Source organism: Methylophaga sp., assembly GCF_009711715.1.
In the GTDB taxonomy this organism is placed as follows: domain Bacteria; phylum Pseudomonadota; class Gammaproteobacteria; order Nitrosococcales; family Methylophagaceae; genus Methylophaga.
The window spans coordinates 113,941-133,866 of the sequence record NZ_VENF01000009.1; the positions used below are offsets into that span (position 1 = coordinate 113,941).

A 19,926-nucleotide genomic window follows, 5' to 3' on the forward strand; every position below is an offset into this window, starting at 1 on the left:
AAATGGCTACACGTAGACATTTAGCTAATGCAATCCGTGCCCTGAGTATGGATGCAGTACAAAAGGCGAATTCTGGTCACCCGGGTGCGCCAATGGGGATGGCGGATATCGCCGAAGTCCTGTGGAACGACCACCTCAAGCACAACCCTAACAACCCGAAATGGGCTGACCGTGATCGCTTTATCCTGTCTAACGGCCACGGTTCTATGTTGATTTATTCATTGCTGCACCTGACCGGTTACGATTTGCCAATGGATTCAATCAAAACCTTCCGTCAGCTGCACTCGCAATGTGCCGGCCACCCTGAATACGGTTATGCACCAGGCGTAGAAACCACTACTGGTCCTCTGGGTCAAGGCATCACCAATGGTGTCGGTTTCGCGATGGCAGAAAAACTGATGGCTGACCAGTTCAACAAACCGGGTCATGACATCGTTAATCACCACACCTATGTCTTCATGGGCGATGGCTGCCTGATGGAAGGTATTTCCCATGAAGCCTGCGCACTGGCTGGTACCTGGGGTCTGGGTAACCTGATCGCATTCTGGGATGACAACAACATCTCTATCGACGGTCATATCGACGGCTGGTATACCGATGACACCGTTAAGCGTTTTGAAGCATACGGCTGGCACGTGCAATCTGTTGACGGTCACGACGCTGACGCCATCAACAAAGCGATTGAAGAAGCGAAGAAAGTTAAAGACAAGCCTTCTTTGATTTGCTGCAAAACCATCATTGGTTACGGTTCACCAAACAAATGTGCAAGCCATGACTGCCACGGCGCCGCATTGGGTGAAGACGAAGTCGCACTGACCCGTAAAGAACTGGGTTGGGAATATGAGCCGTTTGTGATTCCTGAAGACGTTTATGAAGGTTGGGATGCGAAAGCCAAAGGTGCTGAAGCTGAAGCCGCCTGGAACGAAAAATTCGCTGCCTATGAGAAGGAATATCCGGAGCTGGCTGCTGAATTCAAACGTCGCATGGCCGGTGAACTGCCAGCTGACTGGAAAAATGTCACTGACAAGATGATCGCTGACATGAACGACAAAGCAGAAAGCGTGGCGACTCGTAAAGCATCACAAAACGTCATCACTGCACTGGCACCAACCCTGCCTGAATTCCTGGGTGGTTCTGCTGACCTGACTGGTTCAAACCTGACCAGCTGCCCGAGCTTCAAACACGTATCTGGTAAAGAGCCTGGCAACTACATTTCTTACGGTGTCCGTGAGTTCGGTATGTTTGCCATCATGAACGGTATGGCACTGCATGGTGGTTTGCTGCCATTCGGTGGTACTTTCCACATGTTCTCTGACTATGCCAAAAATGCGTTGCGTATGGCGGCGCTGATGAAACAGCGCACAATCGCAGTTCTGACCCATGACTCTATCGGTCAGGGTGAAGATGGTCCAACTCACCAACCGATCGAACAGTCTGCCGGTCTGCGTTACATTCCAAACATGGATGTCTGGCGTCCGGGTGATTCAACCGAGGTTGCTGTAGCCTGGGTGGCTGCCATTGAACGCATGGACGGCCCAAGCAGCTTGGTATTCAGCCGTCAGGGCGTGCCGGGTCGTACCCATGACAAGGCAGATTTTGAAGCCATTCGTAAAGGCGGCTACGTGCTGTCCGAAGCTGACGGCGGCAATGCTGACGTTATCCTGATCGCTACTGGCTCTGAACTGGATCTGGCTGTACAGGCCAAAGAAGCACTGAAAGGCGAAGGCATCAAGGCACGCGTTGTCTCCATGCCATCAACCAACGTCTTTGATCGCCAGTCTCAGGCTTACAAAGACAGCGTTCTGACGCCGGGCGTGAAACGCGTTTCTATCGAAGCCGGTGTCACTGACTTCTGGCGTAAGTATGTCGGTCTGGAAGGCGGTACTGTCGGTATCGACACCTTTGGTGAGTCTGCACCGGGTGGCGACCTGTTCAAGTACTTCGGCTTTACCGTCGAGAACGTGGTTAAAACGGTTAAAGAAACCCTGTAAAGGTATTATTTAACAGCAAAAAAATGACCAGCGGGCTTAAAGCCCGCTGGTTTTTTTTCGTCTGAGACTTTAAAGTCTAAACAGTAAATCCTTGTGCACGAGTTTTTAGTTTTTAGACAGTTAATGAATCTTAAAGAGGAAAAAGCATGACGATTAAAGTCGGTATTAACGGGTTTGGCCGTATCGGCCGGATGGCTTTCCGGGCTGCAGCTAAAGACTTCAGAGATATCGAAGTGGTGGCGATTAACGATTTGCTGGACCCCGAATATCTTGCTTACATGCTCAAATATGATTCGGTCCATGGTCGCTTCGACGGTGATGTCGAAGTTAAAGACGGTCATCTGGTTGTGAATGGTAAAACCATCCGCGTCACCGCCGAGCGCAACCCTGCCGATCTGAAATGGGATGAAGTCGGTGCCGAACTGGTGATTGAATGTACCGGTTTTTTCCTGACTGAAGAGAGTTGCCAGGCCCATATTGATGCCGGCGCCAGAAAAGTGGTGCAGTCAGCGCCATCCAAAGATCACACACCAATGTTTGTTTACGGCGTCAATCACAAGAGTTATCAGGGTGAAGCGATTGTTTCTGCCGCGTCCTGTACCACCAATGCACTGGCGCCGGTGTCCAAAGTACTGCATGACCGCTTCGGCATTAAACGCGGCCTGATGACCACCGTCCATGCCGCCACAGCGACACAGAAAACTGTTGATGGGCCGTCGATGAAAGACTGGCGTGGTGGCCGTGGTATTCTGGAAAATATTATTCCGTCCTCTACCGGTGCGGCGAAAGCCGTCGGCAAAGTGCTGCCGGATCTGAACGGTAAACTGACCGGTATGGCCTTCCGTGTACCGACCTCTGATGTGTCTGTGGTTGATTTGACCGTGGAACTGGAAAAAGAGGCAGATTACGAGGCTATCTGCCAGGCGATGCGTGACGCCTCAGCCGGAGAGTTGAAAGGGGTTCTCGCCTATACTGATGAAAGTGTTGTCTCTACCGACTTCAGAGGCTGTACAGCACCGTCTATTTTTGATGCCGGTGCCGGTATTGCACTGGATGGGACATTTATCAAAGTGGTTGCCTGGTACGACAATGAATACGGCTATACCTGCAATATGATGCGTCTTGTGCAACATGTGGCTGGTTAAGTCCATACCGTAAATTAAGCCAAAAAGGCTTCCTGCCCCTGCGGGAGGCCTTTTTTATGCCCAAGCTATCGGCAAAGACCTATACTTGGGGAAGATACAAAAAATTTGAGAGGGAAATTTCATGTCCATAATCAAGATGGCTGATTTGGACCTGGCCGGCAAACGTGTATTGATCCGCCAGGATCTTAATGTTCCGCTGAAAAAAGGTGTCGTGGCAGACGGTACCCGGATTCATGCTTCTCTGCCGACCATCAAAATGGCACTGGAGAAAGGGGCCCGGGTGATGATTATGTCGCACCTGGGGCGGCCGACCGAAGGTGAATACGTCCATCAGTACTCGATGGCACCGGTAGCCAATTACCTGTCAGCATTGCTGGATCAGCCGGTCAGGCTGGAGCAGAACTGGCTGGAACCGGACTTTATACCGGTAGAGCCGGGTGAAGTCGTGCTGTGTGAGAATGTTCGTTTCAATATCGGCGAAAAGAAAAACGACGAAGCCCTGTCACGGCGTATGGCACAAATGTGTGATGTGTTTGTTATGGATGCTTTTGGCACTGCGCATCGCGCCCAGGCCTCGACCCATGGCGTAGCCAAATATGCCCCCGTTGCCTGCGCCGGCCCTCTGCTGGCCGCCGAACTGGACGCATTGGGCAAAGCACTGGATAACCCGGCGCGGCCGATGGTTGCCATTGTCGGCGGATCCAAGGTCTCGACCAAGCTCAGCGTGCTTGAAAGCCTGTCAACCAAAGTCGACCAACTGATTGTCGGTGGCGGTATCGCCAATACCTTTATCGCGGCGGAAGGCTTTAATGTCGGGAATTCATTGTATGAAAAAGAATTTCTTGATACCTGCCGCAAGCTGCGCAGTGAAGCTCAGTCCCGCGGTGGCGATATTCCGGTGCCGACCGATGTCGTGTGTGGTAAAAAGTTTGCTGAAAATGCCGAGGCCGAGACCAAGAAAGTGGAAGAGGTCGAGGACGATGATATGATTTTTGATATTGGTCCTAAAACAGCCGAAAAGCTGGCGGAAATCCTCAAAAATGCCGGCACCATTGTCTGGAACGGACCGGTCGGGGTGTTCGAATTTAACCAGTTCGGTGAGGGCACTAAGGAAATCGCGATGGCAATTGCTGAATCTGATGCCTTTTCCATCGCCGGCGGCGGCGATACTTTGGCAGCGGTCGCCAAGTACAAAATCTGTGATGATATTTCCTATATTTCCACCGGTGGCGGTGCCTTCCTCGAGTTTCTGGAAGGTAAAACGCTGCCCGCTGTTGAAATTCTGGAGCAGCGCGCCGCCGAATCCACTTAATTAACAAGGAGTTCATGTGACGGCCATTAGACGAACAAAAATTGTTGCGACTCTGGGGCCGGCCACACAGCGCCCCGACACATTAGATGCCATGTTTGAAGCCGGTATGAACGTGGTCCGGCTGAACTTCTCACATGGCGACCCGGCAGATCACATTCATCTGGCCGAGCGGGTGCGTGAGCGCGCCCGTATCTGCCACAAACCGGTCGGCATTCTCGCCGATCTGCAGGGGCCTAAAATTCGTATTGCCCGTTTCAGACAAGGGGCGGTTGAACTTAAAGACGGTGACAGTTTCGTTTTAGATGCCGGGCTTGGCAGTCAGGATGGTGATGACAGCCAGGTCGGTATTGATTACAAGGCGCTGCCAGACGATGTCAGCGCTGACGATATTCTGCTGCTGGATGACGGCAGGATTGTGCTGCGGGTGGAAGGCATCAATGATCGGCGAATCATGACCCGGGTCATTAACGGTGGCGTGTTGTCAAATAATAAAGGCATCAACCGACAGGGCGGTGGCTTATCGGCTGCGGCCTTAACCGATAAGGACCGGCAGGACATCATCACTGCCGCCAGAATGGAAGCCGATTACCTGGCTGTCTCTTTCCCGCGTTCGGCCGAGGATATTCACGAAGCACGGCGTTTGCTGAATGAAGCTGGCGGTCATGCGGCGATAGTTGCCAAGATTGAACGGGCCGAGGCAGTTGATGCCATTGAGGAGATTATCGAGGCGGCGGATGTCATTATGGTGGCGCGCGGCGATTTGGGCGTGGAGATGGGAGATGCAGCCCTGCCGCCGATACAGAAACGTATCATTGGGCTTGCAAGGCGCATGAACCGGGTCACCATCACGGCTACCCAGATGATGGAGTCGATGATACAGAACTCGATCCCGACCCGCGCCGAAGTGTTTGATGTCGCGAATGCGGTGCTGGATGGAACTGATGCTGTGATGTTATCCGGTGAGACGGCCGTCGGTAAAAACCCAATCAAAACGATTGCGGCGATGCATCGTATCTGTCTGCAGGCAGAACAGGAGCGGGAGATTCGGGTTTCACGTCATCGGATCGATTCCAGTTTTCAGGCGATGGATGAGGCGATTGCGATGGGCGCCATGTATCTGGCGAATCATCTCAATGTCAAAACCATCGCGGCGCTGACCGAGTCCGGCTCAACCGTGTTATGGATGTCGCGGATAAGCTCCGGTATTCCGATTTTTGCACTGACGCCGCATGAAAAGACAGCACGCCGGGTCACGCTTTACCGGGGTGTTTATCCCATTATCTTCGCGCGGCAGCATAATGATCATGCCGCATTGAATCGCGAAATCATTGATGAGCTTGAGCGTCGCGGTGTCGTCAGTGATGGTGATATAGTTATTATTACAAAAGGCGATCTGGAGGTTCAGGGCAGCACCAATGCACTGAAACTGGTGCGTGTCGGTGATATGGTCGAACCCCGGATCAATGGTCAAAGCTGCGAATAACTCAGTATCAGGGCTTATTTACTCTTCATCTCCGCCTCGGTTGTGACTGAAAAAGTGTCAAAAAGGCGTAAAGTATGAAGTGTCGCCACCCTACATAAGCACTTTGCAGCGCAGGGTGACGCTTTTCAGCTTCAACCCGCAGGGCTGAGACTATTTCGCCGTTTCACGGCCAGCGTTGCTGTTCAAATGGGTCTGGAACCTATTTGTGAGACGCTCATGTAGAATGGCTACAATGCGCGCTTTCCGCCTTGCCGGACACAAAAATAGCGTCCAGCAGTGGTGGAGATGAAAGATAAACAAACCCTAGAGGAGGGGAATTATGGCTCTCATATCATTGCGTCAATTACTCGATTACGCGGCGGAGCATGAATTCGGCGTGCCCTCTTTCAATGTCAACAACATGGAGCAGGTCCACGCGATCATGCAGGCCGCCGTGGCGGCAGATAGCCCGGTTATCATGCAGGCCAGTGCCGGGGCCAGAAGTTACGCCGGTGAACCGTTTCTGCGGCATTTAATACTGGCAGCACTGGAAGCCTATCCCGATATTCCGATCGTGCTGCATCAGGATCACGGTGCCTCCCCTGGTGTCTGTGCCCGTTCGATACAATCTGGCTTCAGTTCGGTGATGATGGACGGCTCGTTGCAGGAAGATATGAAAACGCCCGCTGAATATGAATACAACGTGCGCGTGACCCGTGAAGTGGTGGATATGGCGCATGCCTGTGGCGTGTCAGTGGAAGGTGAACTGGGCTGCCTCGGCTCACTGGAGTCAGGCATGATGGGAGAAGAAGACGGTCACGGTGCCGATAGTAAACTGGATCACAGCAAACTGCTGACGGATCCGGATGAAGCGGTGGACTTTGTTAAACGTACCGAAGTCGATGCGCTGGCTGTGGCGATTGGCACCAGCCACGGGGCTTATAAGTTTACCAGGCCGCCGACCGGTGAAATTCTGGCTATCGACCGCATCAAAGAGCTCAGAAAGAAACTACCCAACACCCATTTTGTGATGCACGGCTCCAGTTCGGTACCACAGGAATGGCTAGAAATCATCAATACGCATGGCGGGGATATCGGTCAGACCTATGGGGTGCCGGTTGAAGAAATTGCGGAAGGCATCAAATCCGGTGTCCGTAAGGTCAACATCGATACGGATCTGCGTATGGCCTCAACCGGCGCGATTCGCCAGTTTATGACTGATGAAAAGAACAAGCCGGTTTTCGACCCGCGTAAGTTCCTCAAGGCTTCCACCGACGCCATGCAGGCAATCTGTCAGGCTCGTTATGAAGCTTTTGGCAGTGCCGGTCACGCCGGCAAAATCAAGCCGATTCCGCTGGCCAAAATGGTGGAACGCTATCAGAGCGGTGAACTGAAACCGGTGTTGTCCTGATCGCAGGGGTGATACGAAAAAGGCGGCTTCATGCCGCCTTTTTTGCCTCAAACCAATCAGTTGCGAGCACAATGCCCGAATGCGGTAAACTATCGCTTTTGGTTACGGGAATGGACGGGTGCAGCAGCTATTAGCGATTGCGATAGGCGGCGCGGCGGGATCAGTGCTGAGATTTATGGTTTCCACTGGTGTCCACCGTGTGTTGGGTAAGGACTTTCCCTATGGCACATTAACTGTTAACGTGCTCGGTTCGCTGTTGATGGGCTTTTTATTCATCATGCTGGTCGAGCGGCAAATCAGCTCGATTGAACTGAGGTCGGGCATTTTATTTGGCGTCCTGGGCGCGTTTACCACCTTCTCCTCTTTCTCTTTCGAAACCCTGGCCTTGATGGAGAGCGGTGACTGGGCCAAGGCACTGGTGAATGTGTTCCTCAGCGTCAGTGCTTGCCTGCTGGCAACCTGGGTCGGTTTGGGAATAGGAAGACAGTTATGAGTCAGACTGTGACGATGGTGAGAGTCTATCTTGTTGAGGGTAGAGACGACGTCAACAAAATCATTACGCGGCTGGTGGATATCCGGGTCCGGGGATTCACCGTGTTCAAAGGCGTTGCGGGTCTGGGCAGTGATCATCGCCTGCATAAGGCATCGCTGCTGGCTCTTTCCTCCGAGTTGCCTATCATCATTGAATTTTTTGATGAGCCCGAGCGCGTAAAAGAAACGATTGAAAAACTGGGAGATTTGGTGAAGCCAGAGCTTGTCATCAGCTGGCCCGCACAATCTGGAATTTGAAAATAAGATGTTAGATCCAAAGTTACTAAGAAACGAAGCAGAGCAGGTCGCGGCACAATTGAAGCGTCGAGGATTTGAGCTCGACCTGGCATTGCTGTCGCAACTGGAGCAGGAACGCAAACAGGCCCAACTGGAAGCGCAGGAGCTACAGACAGAGCGCAATGCCCGTTCCAAAAATATCGGTAAAGCCAAGGCAGCCGGCGAAGATATTGCCCCCCTACTCAAGGAAATTGAGGATTTGGGTGATCGCCATAAAGCGGCTGAAGCCCGTCTTGCCGAGGTGCTGGACAAGCTGAATGAGGTGGCGTTAGGAATTCCCAATCTGCCGCAGGCCGATGTGCCGGCCGGTAAAGACGAAACCGAGAATGAGGAAGTCTCCCGTTGGGGCGAACCAAGGCAGTTTGATTTTGAAGCCAAAGATCATGTTGATCTGGGCGCTGCGCTTAACGGCATGGACTTCGAAACGGCGGCTAAAATCAGTGCTGCCCGTTTTGTCACGCTGCAGGGACCGCTGGCCAGACTGCAACGGGCACTGACCCAGTTTATGCTCGATACCCATAGTGAGCAGCATGGCTATACCGAAACCTATGTGCCTTACCTGGTCAATGCCGAGTCGTTGAAAGGCACCGGCCAGCTGCCCAAGTTTGAAGCCGACCTGTTCAAGGTCGATGACGGCGAGTTTTATCTGATCCCGACTGCGGAAGTGCCAGTCACCAATATTGTCCGGGACACTATCAGCGAAGATGCGGCGCTGCCGTTAAAATTTGTCGCTCATACCCCCTGTTTCCGCAGTGAAGCGGGTTCGCACGGCCGGGATGTCCGTGGTCTCATCCGTCAGCATCAGTTTGAGAAAGTGGAGCTGGTACAGATAGTGAAACCACAGGACAGCATGGCGGCGCACGAAGAACTGACGGCGCATGCTGAAAAGATTCTGCAGTTGCTGGAGCTGCCTTACCGAAAAGTGAATCTGTGCACCGGTGATTTGGGCTTTTCCTCCACCAAAACCTACGATCTGGAAGTCTGGCTACCCAGTCAGCAGACCTACCGAGAGATCTCCTCCTGCAGTAACTTCGGTGACTTCCAGGCACGTCGTCTGCAGGCCCGCTGGCGTAACCCGGAAACCGGCAAGCCGGAGCTGGTGCATACCCTGAACGGCTCTGGACTGGCCGTGGGCCGCACGCTACTGGCACTGATGGAAAATCATCAACAGGCTGATGGTTCAATCGCTATCCCTGCTGCATTAAGATCGTATCTGGGCGGTCAGGAAATCATCCGTGCTTGAATTCAGTCTGGTCCAGAAGATCATTATCTGGGCGATTCCGGTGCTGTTTGCGATTACCGTGCATGAAGTGGCGCATGGCTGGGTGGCGTTGAAACTCGGTGACCGTACCGCTCAGATGATGGGACGGCTGACGCTCAACCCGATCAAGCATGTGGATCCGATTGGTACGATAGTGGTGCCGGGCGTATTGCTGCTGTTGGGTGGCATCGTCTTTGGCTGGGCGAAGCCGGTACCGGTGACCTTTCAGAATCTGCGCAAACCGAAAGCGCATATGGCCTGGGTCGCACTGGCAGGCCCGATGGCTAATCTGGTAATGGCCTTGATCTGGTCCCTGGTCGCTAAAGTGGGTCTTTATCTGACTCAGACCGGTAATGTTATCGGTGAACCGATGATGTTTATGGGCGTGGCCGGCATTCTGATTAATGCCATGCTGATGATGCTGAATCTGTTGCCGTTACCACCGCTGGATGGCGGTCGCGTATTAGTCAGTGTGTTACCGGGGCCGTTGAGCTGGCAGGTCAGCCGACTGGAACCTTATGGTTTTTTCATCCTGCTGGGCTTGTTGTTTTTCGGTTTGCTGGGACTTATTTTATGGCCGCTGGTAGGCGGGATGCTGAATACGCTGGCCTGGCTTTTTAATTTGCCACCGCAAATTTTTAACACCATTTTATAGATACATTGATTACCAATATCGGGAGATCACTTTGGATACGGTAGCTTTACAGTCACGACGAATTGTTTCAGGCATGCGTCCTACCGGACAACTGCACCTGGGACATTATCATGGTGTACTGAAGAACTGGGTCAAACTGCAACATGAATTCGATTGTTTCTTTTTCGTCGCCGACTGGCATGCGTTAACGACGCACTATGAAGACAGCGGTATCATCGAAGAAAGTGTCTGGGAAATGGTGATTGACTGGTTAGCGGCGGGTATTGAACCCTCATCTGCCTCGATGTTTTTACAGTCGAAAGTCCCTGAACATGCCGAGCTGCATCTGCTGCTGTCGATGATAACGCCGCTGTCCTGGCTGGAGCGGGTACCAACATACAAGGACCAGCAGGAAAAGCTCAAGGAAAAAGACCTGTCGACTTATGGTTTTCTGGGTTATCCCCTGCTGCAGAGTGCCGATATTCTGATTTACCGTGCCGGTCAGGTGCCGGTCGGTGAAGATCAGGTCGCCCATGTCGAGCTGACTCGCGAAGTCGCCCGCCGCTTTAATCACCTCTACGGTCGCGAAAAAGACTTTGAGGAAAAAGCCGAAGCCGCGATCAAGAAAATGGGTAAGAAAAACGCCAAACTATACAATAGCCTACGCAAGTCTTATCAGGAAAAAGGAGATGCTGAAGCACTGGCGACGGCACGGGAACTGCTGAAAAACCAGCAGAATCTGGCACTGGGGGATATGGAGCGTCTGTTCGGTTTCCTGGAAGGGGCAGGCAAGGTGATCCTGCCCGAACCCAGGGCGATGCTGACACCGGCTTCCAAAATGCCGGGGCTGGATGGTCAGAAAATGTCCAAATCCTATGGCAATACCATTTCTCTGCGTGAGCCCGAGGATTCGCTGGCAGAGAAAATCAAGCGGATGCCGACCGATACCAATCGCGTGCGCCGCAGTGACCCCGGTGACCCGGATCGTTGCCCGGTCTGGCAGTTGCATGAAGTCTATGCCAGCGATGATCAGAAACAGTGGGTGCAGGAAGGGTGTCGAACTGCTGGTATCGGCTGTCTGGATTGTAAAAGCCCGTTGATTGATGCTATCAGCGCTGAAATACGCCCTATCCGCGAGCGCGCCAATGACCTCAGTGAGCATCCGGAAGATGTGCGACGCATTATTGACGATGGCACTGCTGCAGCCCGGGAAGTGGCGCAGGAGACACTGGCCGAGGTCAGAGTCGCAATGGGACTTAACTACAAGTAGATAGATATGGCAGAACGTATACAAAAAGTCCTGGCCCGAGCCGGTTATGGCTCACGTCGGCAGATAGAGACCTGGATCAAAGAAGGACGGGTCAGCCGCAATGGTGAAACCGCCAGTCTTGGTGACCAGATCAGTGAAGGGGATCGACTGCGCCTGGATAATAAACCACTGTCGCCAAAACGACTGTGGCAACAGCCGAAGCAGGTCATTCTCTACAATAAGCCGATAGGCGAAGTATGTACCCGTCGCGATCCGGAAGGACGCCGCACGATTTTTCAATCCCTGCCCAAGCCTGAAGAAGGCCGCTGGGTCAGTGTCGGCCGACTGGACCTTAATACCAGTGGTCTGATCATTCTGACCACCGATGGCGAGCTTGCCAACCGCCTGATGCACCCGGCCAATGAAATGGACCGTGAATACGCGGTGAGGGTACTGGGGGAAGTGACACCGGAGATCATGCAGAATCTGCGTGATGGCGTCATGCTGGACGACGGTGAGGCTAAATTCAACGATATTCAGGAAGCCGGCGGTGAGGGGGCCAATAAATGGTTCCATGTGGTGATTCAGGAAGGTCGTAACCGTGAAGTCCGGCGCTTGTGGGAAAGTCAGGGGGTACAGGTCAGCCGGCTGATGCGGGTACGGTACGGTCCGATTATCATGCCCAATAACCTGCGTATCGGTCACTGGACCAAGCTGGAAGGCGGCGACCTGGATTATCTCTATGAACAGGCAGGTATGAAGCCAGTTTCAGTCAAAAAGCCGGCTACGGCTGCGAAGAAGTCGCAGAAGACAGATAAACGCCGTTCTACAGCGCCTAAATCGGCTGCATCACCCTACAAAGGCAAAACGAGTAGCGAAGATAAGCCCAAGCGACGGCCCCGTATCCGCGGCCGCTGAGTTTTACAGCTGACCACTATGGCGCACTGACCGACGCATTACGACCGGTTTGTTTTGCCTGGTAGAGTGCCATATCGGCTCGCTCAAACAGGTGATAGTCATGCTCGCCGGCATTCAGCTGTGCGATTCCGAGGCTGATGGTGAAACCAAAGCCGCGTTTACCGTCATGACACAGGGTCTCAGCAACAGCAAGCCGAAGCCGTTCTGCCACAATGGCTGCGGCTTCAAGATTGGTGTTACTGAGCAGCAGCACAAACTCCTCGCCACCGAAACGGAATGCCATATCACTGCGACGCATGGTCTGGCTGATAGTTTCTGCCAGGGTTTTCAGTGCGCGGTCACCGCTACTGTGGCCGTAGGCATCATTGATCGCCTTGAAATTATCAATATCGAGAATAATCAGCGAGAGGTCAGACTGCTGACGCTGCGCTAAGTCAATCTCCCGCTGCAGGCTTTTTTCATAGGATGCGCGATTACCCAGTCCGGTCAGATCATCAAGCAGGGCCGTGTTCAGCGCCTGCTTATAAAGCAGGCAATTACGTAAGGGATAAACCAGCTGACACAGCAAATCTTCCAGCAGCGCAATTTGCTTCTCGGTAAATTTGTGGCGGCGTGTCAGCGTCAGGTCGCCCAGGTACTGTCCATTCATATCGAGCTTGTAATGGCAGCGATGATGACGCTGACTGTCACTGTCGATATGACAGTTGAGCGCCAGGTGCTGGTAATGAAAGCTGTCGAAGTGCATGACCTGACGTAGTTGTTTTTCGAACAGGGGCAACAGCTCTTCCAGTATCAGCGTGGTCTGCAAAATACCCGGTAAGCGAGCGACAATGTCATCAGCAACTAAAGTGCTGTCATTAGCAATCGGTTTCGGCGCAGCCGTCAGTCCGCCATCGATCAGGTTCAGCTTGCTGTGATTGTTGGGTAGTTGCTGTTCCATAACACTTATCCTTACAGGTGGTAAGTGTTATAAGCGATATTTGTGCCAGCTGTTAAAAAGTCATTTAAAACAATAGGCTATATCTTGACGTCAGTGTTTTGACAGATTGCTGAGATCAAGTTTCAGGTTGCTTGTCTGTGATCTGCTTCACAGATTAAGTCGATATAGCGGGGAGCTACCTGCTCCGGTTTGGGCAGTGCGCCAGGATCGGTGGCGGGAAATGCCCGTGCAAAGAGTTCAGTCTGAACGCTACCGGGTTCGATACAGTGAACCTTGAGGTTGCCCTGTGCTTCGGACTCTTCAGCAAGTTGTGCCGCCAAAGCTTCAATGGCGGCTTTACTAATACCGTATGCGCCCCAATAGGCTTTATGCTTGTGTGCATCTGTGCTGAAAATCAAGCAGCTGCCGGCCTGTTTTTTCAGCATCGTTAAGCAGGCCCGGGTGAGCAGATAAGCACCGGTCAGATTGATGTGCAGGGTTTCCAGCCAGGTCTTACTGTCCTGATGTTCCACCGGCGCCAGTTGACCGAGCGTGGCGGCGCAGTGAACCAGGCCGTCAAGCCGACCGAACTGAGATTCAAGGGTGTTTGCCAGTTGTTGATAGTCAGGCACCGAAGCGCCTTTCAGATCCAGCGGATAAATCGCCGGTGTAGGCGCACCTGACGCAATGATGTCATCGTAAACTGACTCAAGCCCAGGAATGTGTTTATCGAGCAAAACGACCGTTGCACCCTTGGCGGCACAGGCCTGAGCTACTGAGGCACCGATGCCGCGAGCGGCACCGGTAATCAGAATAACACGATCTCTGAGCTTGTCAGCCTCAGCATAATCCGACATGCAGCTTATTCAGCCGGGATGAACTGGCTGAATTGGGCGACACCGTTCTGGAATTGAACTGCTGTTGTACCATCTTCGCCGTGCCACTCATGATGAGTGATAGTCAAAGTATCGATGGTGCGGGTTTGAGTCACGTCAGGCTCACCCCATTTGGCAATCGCTTCCTCTTCTGTCATGCCTTCAACAGAATCGGTTTCTTCTTCTGCTGTTGCAGCTTCTTCAGTCTCAGTGGCTGTTTCTTCCGAGGTCATTTCAGATGGTGCTGCAGACTCTTCAGCCGCATCCTGCTGAGCGCTGTCATCACCGCAGGCAATCAGAAAGACACCCATAAACAGAGCGATAAACATCAAACGAATATGATTCAACATGGCATTCCCTATTTGTTATTTTGCAAAAAACGAAGTATAGCAATGGATCACGATGTTAGCGACTGGCATCAAGCTGTTCCATTAACTGTATCGCAGTTTGCTCACCGTTAAGGACTGCACCTTCTAGGGTTGCCGGGTAGGGATTGGCAACAAAGTCACCAGCCAGCCACAGACCCGTGATCTCAGTGCGATTGTTGGGCCTTTGACGCTGAATGTCAACGTTGCAGGCAAAGGTTGCCCGCTTTTCCCGAATAACAAAGCCCTGCTCAGGCATGACGGGAAATAACGGCCAGTGTTGATGGATTTCACTGGCAACCTGCTTCAGCAATGATTTTTTATCCAGTGTCTCATGTTGGCCGGGGCCGCTGATGACGGCTGCAACCAAGCCGGGACGCAACTCTCGCCGATCAAATAGCCACTGCGTTAAGCTGCCGCTCATGCCGGTAACTGGTGCCGGTAGTTGGACCGAAGCGGGATATTGCAGGTAAACCGTGGCAATGGGAAAGCTGGCACAGTCGGGCAGGCTGAGTTGTTTATTCAGCATCGTTCTGGCTGCCGCGAGTGGTGTCGCCACAATAATATGGTTTGTATTGAATCGCTGGCCATGCTGAGTGACAAGCCCTTGCACCCTGCCATTTGTGATATGGATTTCTTCAATCCGGCTTTGCAGGCTGATTTGGCCGCCCTGTTTGAGAATATAGCGCTCAGCCAGTGACGGCAGCGTTTCGCCCAGCGGCAGTCTGGGAATCAACAGATCGGTATCAGAACGTGCCCGGAAAGTTGTACTCAGCACTGTGGCGAACACGGCTGCAGATGCGCTGTCTATCGGCGTGTTGAGTGTCGCGAGACAGAGCGGTTCCCATAGTTGACGAATAAGCCGTTGAGATTGGCCGGATTGATTCAGCCAGTCACGAACGCTGAGATCCTCTGTCGGTTTAAACCGCCTTGCCTGCAGGTTAAGCCTGCTGATTTGCTGGAAACAGGCTGTGTCATTATCACGCCATAAGCGCCAGGCCAGTGACAGAGGCCAGGGCAGGCCGTGGCCCGCAGCGATTCGCAAAGTGGGATAGTCCCGATCGTGAATTTTTATATCAAGCGGCAGGCGACGAAACAGTGTCTGGTTCTCAGCACCGAGGTCTTCCAGCATCGACAGTGTATGTCGGTAAGCACCGATCATCAGGTGCTGGCCGTTATCGACTGCCAGACCCTGCCAGTCGACACTTCGGGCACGTCCTCCCAGCTGACTGGCGGCTTCAAACAGATGAACCTTGTGACCCCGTTGGGATAAGCGAACAGCCGCAGCCAGCCCGCTCCAGCCACCACCGATAATCAATATGGTCATCGGGCGCGTTTTCTCTCCCGGCGTGCGGTTTTCCAGGCCAGCCAGAGCTTACGAAGTGGGGTCAGAGACAAACGGTGCTGCATGACCTGAAAGCCATCGCGCTCCAGTTCATTCAGCGTTGCTTCATAGATCGCAGACATAATGAGTCCGGTGCGCTGATTGAAACGATCTTCTTCCGGCAGGATCGCTTTCGCTTCCTGATAAAAGTCACGGGCACGCTGGGCCTGGAACTGCAATAGTTCAGTGAGAGCCGGTGTTTGTCTTAAACTCAGAATATCGTCACGGCTGACACTAAAGCGCTGCAGATCCTCTTCCGGCAGGTAAATACGACCCCGTTCGGCATCTTCACGGACATCACGAATGATATTGGTAAGCTGAAAAGCCAGCCCCAGTTTCTCGGCGTACTTCAGGGTCTTACGGTTCTGGTAACCGAAAATTTCGGCAGCAAGCAGGCCGACCACACTGGCAACGCGGTGGCAGTACAAAGCGAGATGTTTAAAGGCCGGATAGGTATGCTGCTGCAAATCCATTTCCATGCCATCGATGATTTCATGGAAGTATTCCGGATGCAGTTCGAAGTGTTCCAGTGCAGTCTGCAGTGCCTGACCAACCGGATGGCTGGCAGTGCCGTTGAAAGTCTGATCAACTTCCTGACGCCACCAGGCCAGCGTCCGGGCGGCGACATCCGGGTCAGCAATCTCGTCGACGGCATCATCCACTTCACGGCAAAAGGCATACAGTGCGGTAATTGCCTGCCGCTTTTGCGGCGGCAGAAACAGAAAGCTGTAGTAGAAACTGGAACCGCTTTTTGCTGCCTTGTCGCGGCAGTACTCATCCGGCGTCATCGTTGCAGTCGCTCCACAATTTCGCCCTGCAGCAGGTGTGAATCGATAATTTCATCGATATCTTCGCGGGTTTCGTAGTGGTACCAGACACCCTCAGGATAGATGACCAGCATCGGGCCCAGCTTACAGCGATTCAGACAACCGGCATTATTGACCCGGACTTTTTTCAGCTTGAGTTCTTTGACCCGTTTTTTAGCATAATCCCGCAAGGACTGTGCACCATGCTCACCGCAATTAGCCGAGCCGTCGTCCCGCTGATGGGTGCAGAAAAAAAGATGATATTTGTATATTTGCGCCATAGGCGTAAAGGATAGCTGACCGGCGGCTGAGTACAAAGTCTTTTAGGCGGAGCGGGCCTGATCGCTGAGGTTGTCAAGGTGGTCGGCGCGGTAAGCCAGAATGTCATCAAGAATGGTTTCAAACAACTCGACCAGCCTTGGGTCAAAATGCTTGCTTTTTTGCTGGCGCAGAAAAGCCACCGCTTCCTCAACAGGCCAGGCCTTTTTATAAGGCCGCTCCGAAGTCAGGGCATCAAATACATCACAGATAGCACAGATACGGCCTTCAATCGGGATCGCTTCCCCTTTGAGCCCCTGAGGGTAGCCGCTGCCATCCCATTTTTCATGATGACTGAGCGCGATATTGCGAGCCATGACCAGCAGCGGAATATCGGTACCATCAAGTAAATCGGCGCCAATATTGACATGGGTTTTCATGATTTCCCATTCATCCGGATTCAATCTGCCGGGCTTCAGCAGAATATTGTCCGGGATACCGATTTTGCCGATGTCATGCATCGGTGCGGCCAGCAGAATATTATCTGCCTGTTCAGCACTGAGTCCGGCAGCTTTAGCCAGCATATGGGCGAAATGGCTCATGCGCAGGATATGGTTACCGGTTTCGTTATCTTTATATTCGGCCGCGCGGCCCAGCCGTTTGATGATTTCCAGCCGGCTCTGTTCCAGTTGCTGAGTGCGTTGTCTGACTTGTTGTTCCAGCGTCTCATTCTGCAAGCGAATCTGCTTGTGCAGTAGCCGCACTTCCAGCATGTTATGAATGCGCTGCAGCACTTCGGACTGGTTAAAGGGTTTGGTAATAAAATCCTTGGCTCCACTGCTCAGGGCCCGTTCACGAGTCTGGCTGGTCAGTTCGGCGGTAACAACCAGAACCGGCAGGTAATCATTTTCAATCTCGGCCTGAAGCTGGGACATCACTTCGAAACCGTCCATCTCAGGCATACGGATATCGAGCAGGATCAGATCAATCTCGTTGTCGAAATAAAGTGTTTTGACTTCTGATGGCTGCGTGGTGGAAAAAATCGAGACAAAGCCTGCCTGCCGTAACATCTTTTCCAACAGTTTGACGTTTACCAACTGGTCATCAACCAGCAGGATGTTAGCGTTAAGAATCTCTTGCTTAGATATCATGACAGGCAGATATTCGTTTGATCACAGGCTCACCCCGGCAACAACTCATTGGCTATCTTATCCAGTTAGTCGGCAGAAATGCCAGCAGCTTGAATCAGTAGTCGCGATTGACTGAAAAATCTGCCAGCCCCAGCAAAGCCTGTTTATAATCGCTGTCGGGCAGGACTGCCAGTGCGGCCTTGGCGTGGGCCACTTCATTGGAAGCAGCACGGGCCGTGTAATCAATGGCGCCGGTTTCATTGATGATTCGGACAATTTCGTCAATACGATCCCGTTCACCGTTTTCGATCGCCTGGCGGATAATCGCCGCCTGCGCCTCATTGCCCTGGCGCATGGCATAAATCAACGGCAGGGTAGGCTTGCCTTCTGCCAGGTCATCACCGATGTTCTTTCCGATAGTCTCGCTCGACTGGCTGTAGTCGAGCAAATCATCGACCAACTGGAAAGCGCTTCCGAGGTGCATGGCATACAACGCCATGGCCTGCTCCACTTCTTGCGAGGCATCGCAGATGACAGCACCGAGCTGGCCGGCTGCTTCAAACAGCTTGGCGGTTTTATGATGAATAACTTCCAGATAACGGGCTTCGGTCGTGTCCGCATCATGGCAGTTCAGCAGTTGCAACACCTCACCCTCGGCAATGATATTGGTGGTGTGGGACAGGATTTGCATCAGTCGCATCGAATCCATTTCCACCATCATTTCGAATGAGCGGGTGTAGAGAAAATCACCGACCAGGACACTGGCTTCATTGCCCCACAGGTTATTGGCTGTTTCCTGACCGCGGCGCATGTCGGAATTGTCGACGACATCATCATGCAGTAACGTCGCAGTGTGAATAAACTCGATAATCGTGGCCAGATTGATATGTTTCTCGCCCTGATAGCCGCAGGCTTTGGCACTGAGAATGGCAATAGCGGGACGCAGCCTTTTACCACCGCTGTTGATGATGTAAAAGCCGAGTTGATTAATCAGCGCCACGTCCGATTGTAGCCGGGTTTGAATCAGCTTATCGACCGACGCCAGATCGTCCTGTATCAGAGAATAAATGGATTGGATATCCACAGTGCAAAAATCTGCCTATAATATGTCTGAAAACGCGTACTTTCTCATGCACGGGGCATGCGCGCAAATATTAAAACCATGCGGATTTCACCGCAAATCATGAAGATCAGCATACCCTGATATTGAGATTTGATCTCCTATTAGAAAGGCGCTACAATTGCCGGTCTTTTGTTGGGCAACCTGCATTAACACATTATTTTTGGAGACAGCGATGTACGCTATTGTCGCGACAGGCGGTAAACAATACCGGGTCAAAGAGGGCGAAAAGCTCCGCGTTGAGAAACTGAATGCTGAAGCCGGTGATACGGTTGAGCTGGATAAAGTACTGCTGGTAGGCGAAGGCGAAGACGTCAAAGTCGGTGCGCCTTACCTTGACGGCGCCAAAGTGACGGCTAAAGTTGCTGCCAATGGTCGTGGCGACAAAGTCAAAATCATCAAATTCAAACGCCGTAAGCACCATCAAAAACAGATGGGGCACCGTCAGGCATACACTGAAATCGAAATCACAGGCATCTCAGCCTAAGATTGTTTTAGAGAGGTTTAATCATGGCTCATAAGAAAGCTGGTGGTAGTACACGTAACGGCCGCGATTCCGAAAGTAAACGTCTTGGCGTAAAACGCTACGGCGGTGAACTGGTTGTCGGCGGTAACATTCTTGTTCGCCAACGTGGTACCCGTTACCACGCTGGTCGCAATGTGAGTGTCGGTAAAGACCACACATTGTTCGCAACAGCTGAAGGTAAAGTGTTGTTCGAGACCAAAGGTCCACAAAAACGCACTTTCGTCAGTGTCGTTGCTGACTAAAAACATGTGTTAGCCCGTTGGGGCAAACAGCCGAAAGCCCCGCTGATGCGGGGTTTTTTGTTTCTGGCGTTTGTCAGATGAAGAGTTTAA

At 52.5% G+C, this 19,926-nt stretch carries 21 protein-coding genes; 13 read left to right on the top strand and 8 right to left on the bottom strand.

Annotation, left to right across the window (positions count from 1 at the left end):
• Positions 1-2 precede the first annotated feature (2 nt).
• From tkt to rluB, 11 genes are all read left to right on the top strand, one after another.
• Entirely contained in the window at positions 3-1,991 is a 1,989-nt protein-coding gene (tkt, locus tag FH755_RS06825; RefSeq protein ID WP_292439901.1) for a transketolase, read from the top strand.
• Between the two features lie 146 nt (positions 1,992-2,137).
• Positions 2,138-3,136, top strand: a complete 999-nt coding sequence (gene gap, locus FH755_RS06830) for a type I glyceraldehyde-3-phosphate dehydrogenase (RefSeq protein ID WP_292439904.1) — start codon at positions 2,138-2,140, stop codon at positions 3,134-3,136.
• A gap of 121 nt (positions 3,137-3,257) precedes the next feature.
• Positions 3,258-4,448 (top strand): phosphoglycerate kinase, encoded by a 1,191-nt coding sequence (locus FH755_RS06835; RefSeq protein WP_292439906.1) that lies wholly within the window; start codon positions 3,258-3,260, stop codon positions 4,446-4,448.
• Positions 4,449-4,464: 16 nt separating this feature from the next.
• The gene (pyk, locus tag FH755_RS06840) at positions 4,465-5,931 is read left to right on the top strand and encodes a pyruvate kinase (RefSeq protein ID WP_292439907.1); all 1,467 of its coding nucleotides are present in this window, start codon (positions 4,465-4,467) and stop codon (positions 5,929-5,931) included.
• A 319-nt stretch (positions 5,932-6,250) separates the two neighbouring features.
• Positions 6,251-7,321 (top strand): class II fructose-bisphosphate aldolase, encoded by a 1,071-nt coding sequence (gene fba / locus FH755_RS06845; protein WP_292439908.1) that lies wholly within the window; start codon positions 6,251-6,253, stop codon positions 7,319-7,321.
• Between the two features lie 118 nt (positions 7,322-7,439).
• Positions 7,440-7,814: a fluoride efflux transporter CrcB gene (gene crcB / locus FH755_RS06850; protein ID WP_292439910.1), complete on the top strand. Its 375-nt coding sequence runs from the start codon at positions 7,440-7,442 to the stop codon at positions 7,812-7,814.
• Positions 7,811-8,110 carry a DUF190 domain-containing protein gene (locus tag FH755_RS06855; protein WP_292439911.1) on the top strand — a complete coding sequence of 100 codons (300 nt, stop codon included), beginning with the start codon at positions 7,811-7,813 and terminating at the stop codon, positions 8,108-8,110. The genes crcB and FH755_RS06855 overlap by 4 nt, the downstream gene beginning before the upstream one ends.
• Before the next feature lie 7 nt (positions 8,111-8,117).
• Positions 8,118-9,392 (top strand): serine--tRNA ligase, encoded by a 1,275-nt coding sequence (serS, locus tag FH755_RS06860; protein ID WP_292439912.1) that lies wholly within the window; start codon positions 8,118-8,120, stop codon positions 9,390-9,392.
• On the top strand, positions 9,385-10,065 hold the full coding sequence (locus FH755_RS06865) for a site-2 protease family protein (RefSeq protein WP_292439913.1): 681 nt from the start codon (positions 9,385-9,387) through the stop codon (positions 10,063-10,065). Before serS ends, FH755_RS06865 begins: the two co-directional genes overlap by 8 nt.
• A 31-nt stretch (positions 10,066-10,096) precedes the next feature.
• Complete coding sequence (locus FH755_RS06870; RefSeq protein ID WP_292439914.1) at positions 10,097-11,314, top strand: tryptophan--tRNA ligase; 1,218 nt, start codon at positions 10,097-10,099, stop codon at positions 11,312-11,314.
• 6 nt (positions 11,315-11,320) lie between these two features.
• A complete protein-coding gene (rluB, locus tag FH755_RS06875) occupies positions 11,321-12,211 on the top strand; it encodes a 23S rRNA pseudouridine(2605) synthase RluB (protein ID WP_292439915.1) in 891 nt (296 codons plus the stop codon).
• 16 nt (positions 12,212-12,227) lie between these two features.
• Here rluB and FH755_RS06880 read toward each other — a convergent pair whose 3' ends face one another.
• The 8 genes from FH755_RS06880 to ispB form a co-directional block, all read right to left on the bottom strand.
• Positions 12,228-13,151 (bottom strand): GGDEF domain-containing protein, encoded by a 924-nt coding sequence (locus tag FH755_RS06880; RefSeq protein ID WP_292439917.1) that lies wholly within the window; start codon positions 13,149-13,151, stop codon positions 12,228-12,230.
• Between the two features lie 122 nt (positions 13,152-13,273).
• Positions 13,274-13,987, bottom strand: a complete 714-nt coding sequence (locus FH755_RS06885) for an SDR family NAD(P)-dependent oxidoreductase (protein ID WP_292439918.1) — start codon at positions 13,985-13,987, stop codon at positions 13,274-13,276.
• Between the two features lie 5 nt (positions 13,988-13,992).
• Positions 13,993-14,355, bottom strand: a complete 363-nt coding sequence (locus FH755_RS06890; RefSeq protein WP_292439919.1) for a hypothetical protein — start codon at positions 14,353-14,355, stop codon at positions 13,993-13,995.
• 55 nt (positions 14,356-14,410) lie between these two features.
• The gene (gene hpnE / locus FH755_RS06895) at positions 14,411-15,697 is read right to left on the bottom strand and encodes a hydroxysqualene dehydroxylase HpnE (protein WP_292439920.1); all 1,287 of its coding nucleotides are present in this window, start codon (positions 15,695-15,697) and stop codon (positions 14,411-14,413) included.
• Positions 15,694-16,542 (bottom strand): presqualene diphosphate synthase HpnD, encoded by an 849-nt coding sequence (gene hpnD, locus FH755_RS06900; protein WP_292439921.1) that lies wholly within the window; start codon positions 16,540-16,542, stop codon positions 15,694-15,696. The genes hpnE and hpnD overlap by 4 nt, the downstream gene beginning before the upstream one ends.
• Positions 16,539-16,841, bottom strand: coding sequence for a (2Fe-2S) ferredoxin domain-containing protein (locus tag FH755_RS06905; RefSeq protein ID WP_292439923.1), 303 nt, complete (start codon positions 16,839-16,841; stop codon positions 16,539-16,541). Before FH755_RS06905 ends, hpnD begins: the two co-directional genes overlap by 4 nt.
• 42 nt (positions 16,842-16,883) lie before the next feature.
• Positions 16,884-17,969 carry an HD domain-containing phosphohydrolase gene (locus FH755_RS06910; RefSeq protein WP_292439925.1) on the bottom strand — a complete coding sequence of 362 codons (1,086 nt, stop codon included), beginning with the start codon at positions 17,967-17,969 and terminating at the stop codon, positions 16,884-16,886.
• A gap of 94 nt (positions 17,970-18,063) precedes the next feature.
• Positions 18,064-19,032 (bottom strand): octaprenyl diphosphate synthase, encoded by a 969-nt coding sequence (gene ispB, locus FH755_RS06915; RefSeq protein WP_292439927.1) that lies wholly within the window; start codon positions 19,030-19,032, stop codon positions 18,064-18,066.
• Between the two features lie 211 nt (positions 19,033-19,243).
• On the opposite strand from ispB, the gene rplU reads away from it, so the two are divergent.
• Positions 19,244-19,555 (top strand): 50S ribosomal protein L21, encoded by a 312-nt coding sequence (gene rplU / locus FH755_RS06920; protein WP_292439929.1) that lies wholly within the window; start codon positions 19,244-19,246, stop codon positions 19,553-19,555.
• A 23-nt stretch (positions 19,556-19,578) separates the two neighbouring features.
• On the top strand, positions 19,579-19,836 hold the full coding sequence (rpmA, locus tag FH755_RS06925) for a 50S ribosomal protein L27 (protein ID WP_292439931.1): 258 nt from the start codon (positions 19,579-19,581) through the stop codon (positions 19,834-19,836).
• The last annotated feature ends 90 nt before the right edge of the window (positions 19,837-19,926 follow it).

Excerpts from the sequence above, each read along its gene's own strand:
- FH755_RS06835 (WP_292439906.1), top strand. The coding sequence starts at position 3,258 with ATGTCCATAATCAAGATGGCTGATTTGGACCTGGCCGGCAAACGTGTA.
- rplU (WP_292439929.1), top strand. The coding sequence starts at position 19,244 with ATGTACGCTATTGTCGCGACAGGCGGTAAACAATACCGGGTCAAAGAG.
- gap (WP_292439904.1), top strand. The coding sequence starts at position 2,138 with ATGACGATTAAAGTCGGTATTAACGGGTTTGGCCGTATCGGCCGGATG.
- rpmA (WP_292439931.1), top strand. The coding sequence starts at position 19,579 with ATGGCTCATAAGAAAGCTGGTGGTAGTACACGTAACGGCCGCGATTCC.
- FH755_RS06855 (WP_292439911.1), top strand. The coding sequence starts at position 7,811 with ATGAGTCAGACTGTGACGATGGTGAGAGTCTATCTTGTTGAGGGTAGA.
- hpnD (WP_292439921.1), bottom strand. The coding sequence starts at position 16,542 with ATGACGCCGGATGAGTACTGCCGCGACAAGGCAGCAAAAAGCGGTTCC.
- fba (WP_292439908.1), top strand. The coding sequence starts at position 6,251 with ATGGCTCTCATATCATTGCGTCAATTACTCGATTACGCGGCGGAGCAT.
- FH755_RS06905 (WP_292439923.1), bottom strand. The coding sequence starts at position 16,841 with ATGGCGCAAATATACAAATATCATCTTTTTTTCTGCACCCATCAGCGG.
- FH755_RS06880 (WP_292439917.1), bottom strand. The coding sequence starts at position 13,151 with ATGGAACAGCAACTACCCAACAATCACAGCAAGCTGAACCTGATCGAT.
- FH755_RS06910 (WP_292439925.1), bottom strand. The coding sequence starts at position 17,969 with ATGATATCTAAGCAAGAGATTCTTAACGCTAACATCCTGCTGGTTGAT.
- hpnE (WP_292439920.1), bottom strand. The coding sequence starts at position 15,697 with ATGACCATATTGATTATCGGTGGTGGCTGGAGCGGGCTGGCTGCGGCT.
- FH755_RS06890 (WP_292439919.1), bottom strand. The coding sequence starts at position 14,355 with ATGTTGAATCATATTCGTTTGATGTTTATCGCTCTGTTTATGGGTGTC.
- tkt (WP_292439901.1), top strand. The coding sequence starts at position 3 with ATGGCTACACGTAGACATTTAGCTAATGCAATCCGTGCCCTGAGTATG.
- FH755_RS06885 (WP_292439918.1), bottom strand. The coding sequence starts at position 13,987 with ATGTCGGATTATGCTGAGGCTGACAAGCTCAGAGATCGTGTTATTCTG.
- serS (WP_292439912.1), top strand. The coding sequence starts at position 8,118 with ATGTTAGATCCAAAGTTACTAAGAAACGAAGCAGAGCAGGTCGCGGCA.
- rluB (WP_292439915.1), top strand. The coding sequence starts at position 11,321 with ATGGCAGAACGTATACAAAAAGTCCTGGCCCGAGCCGGTTATGGCTCA.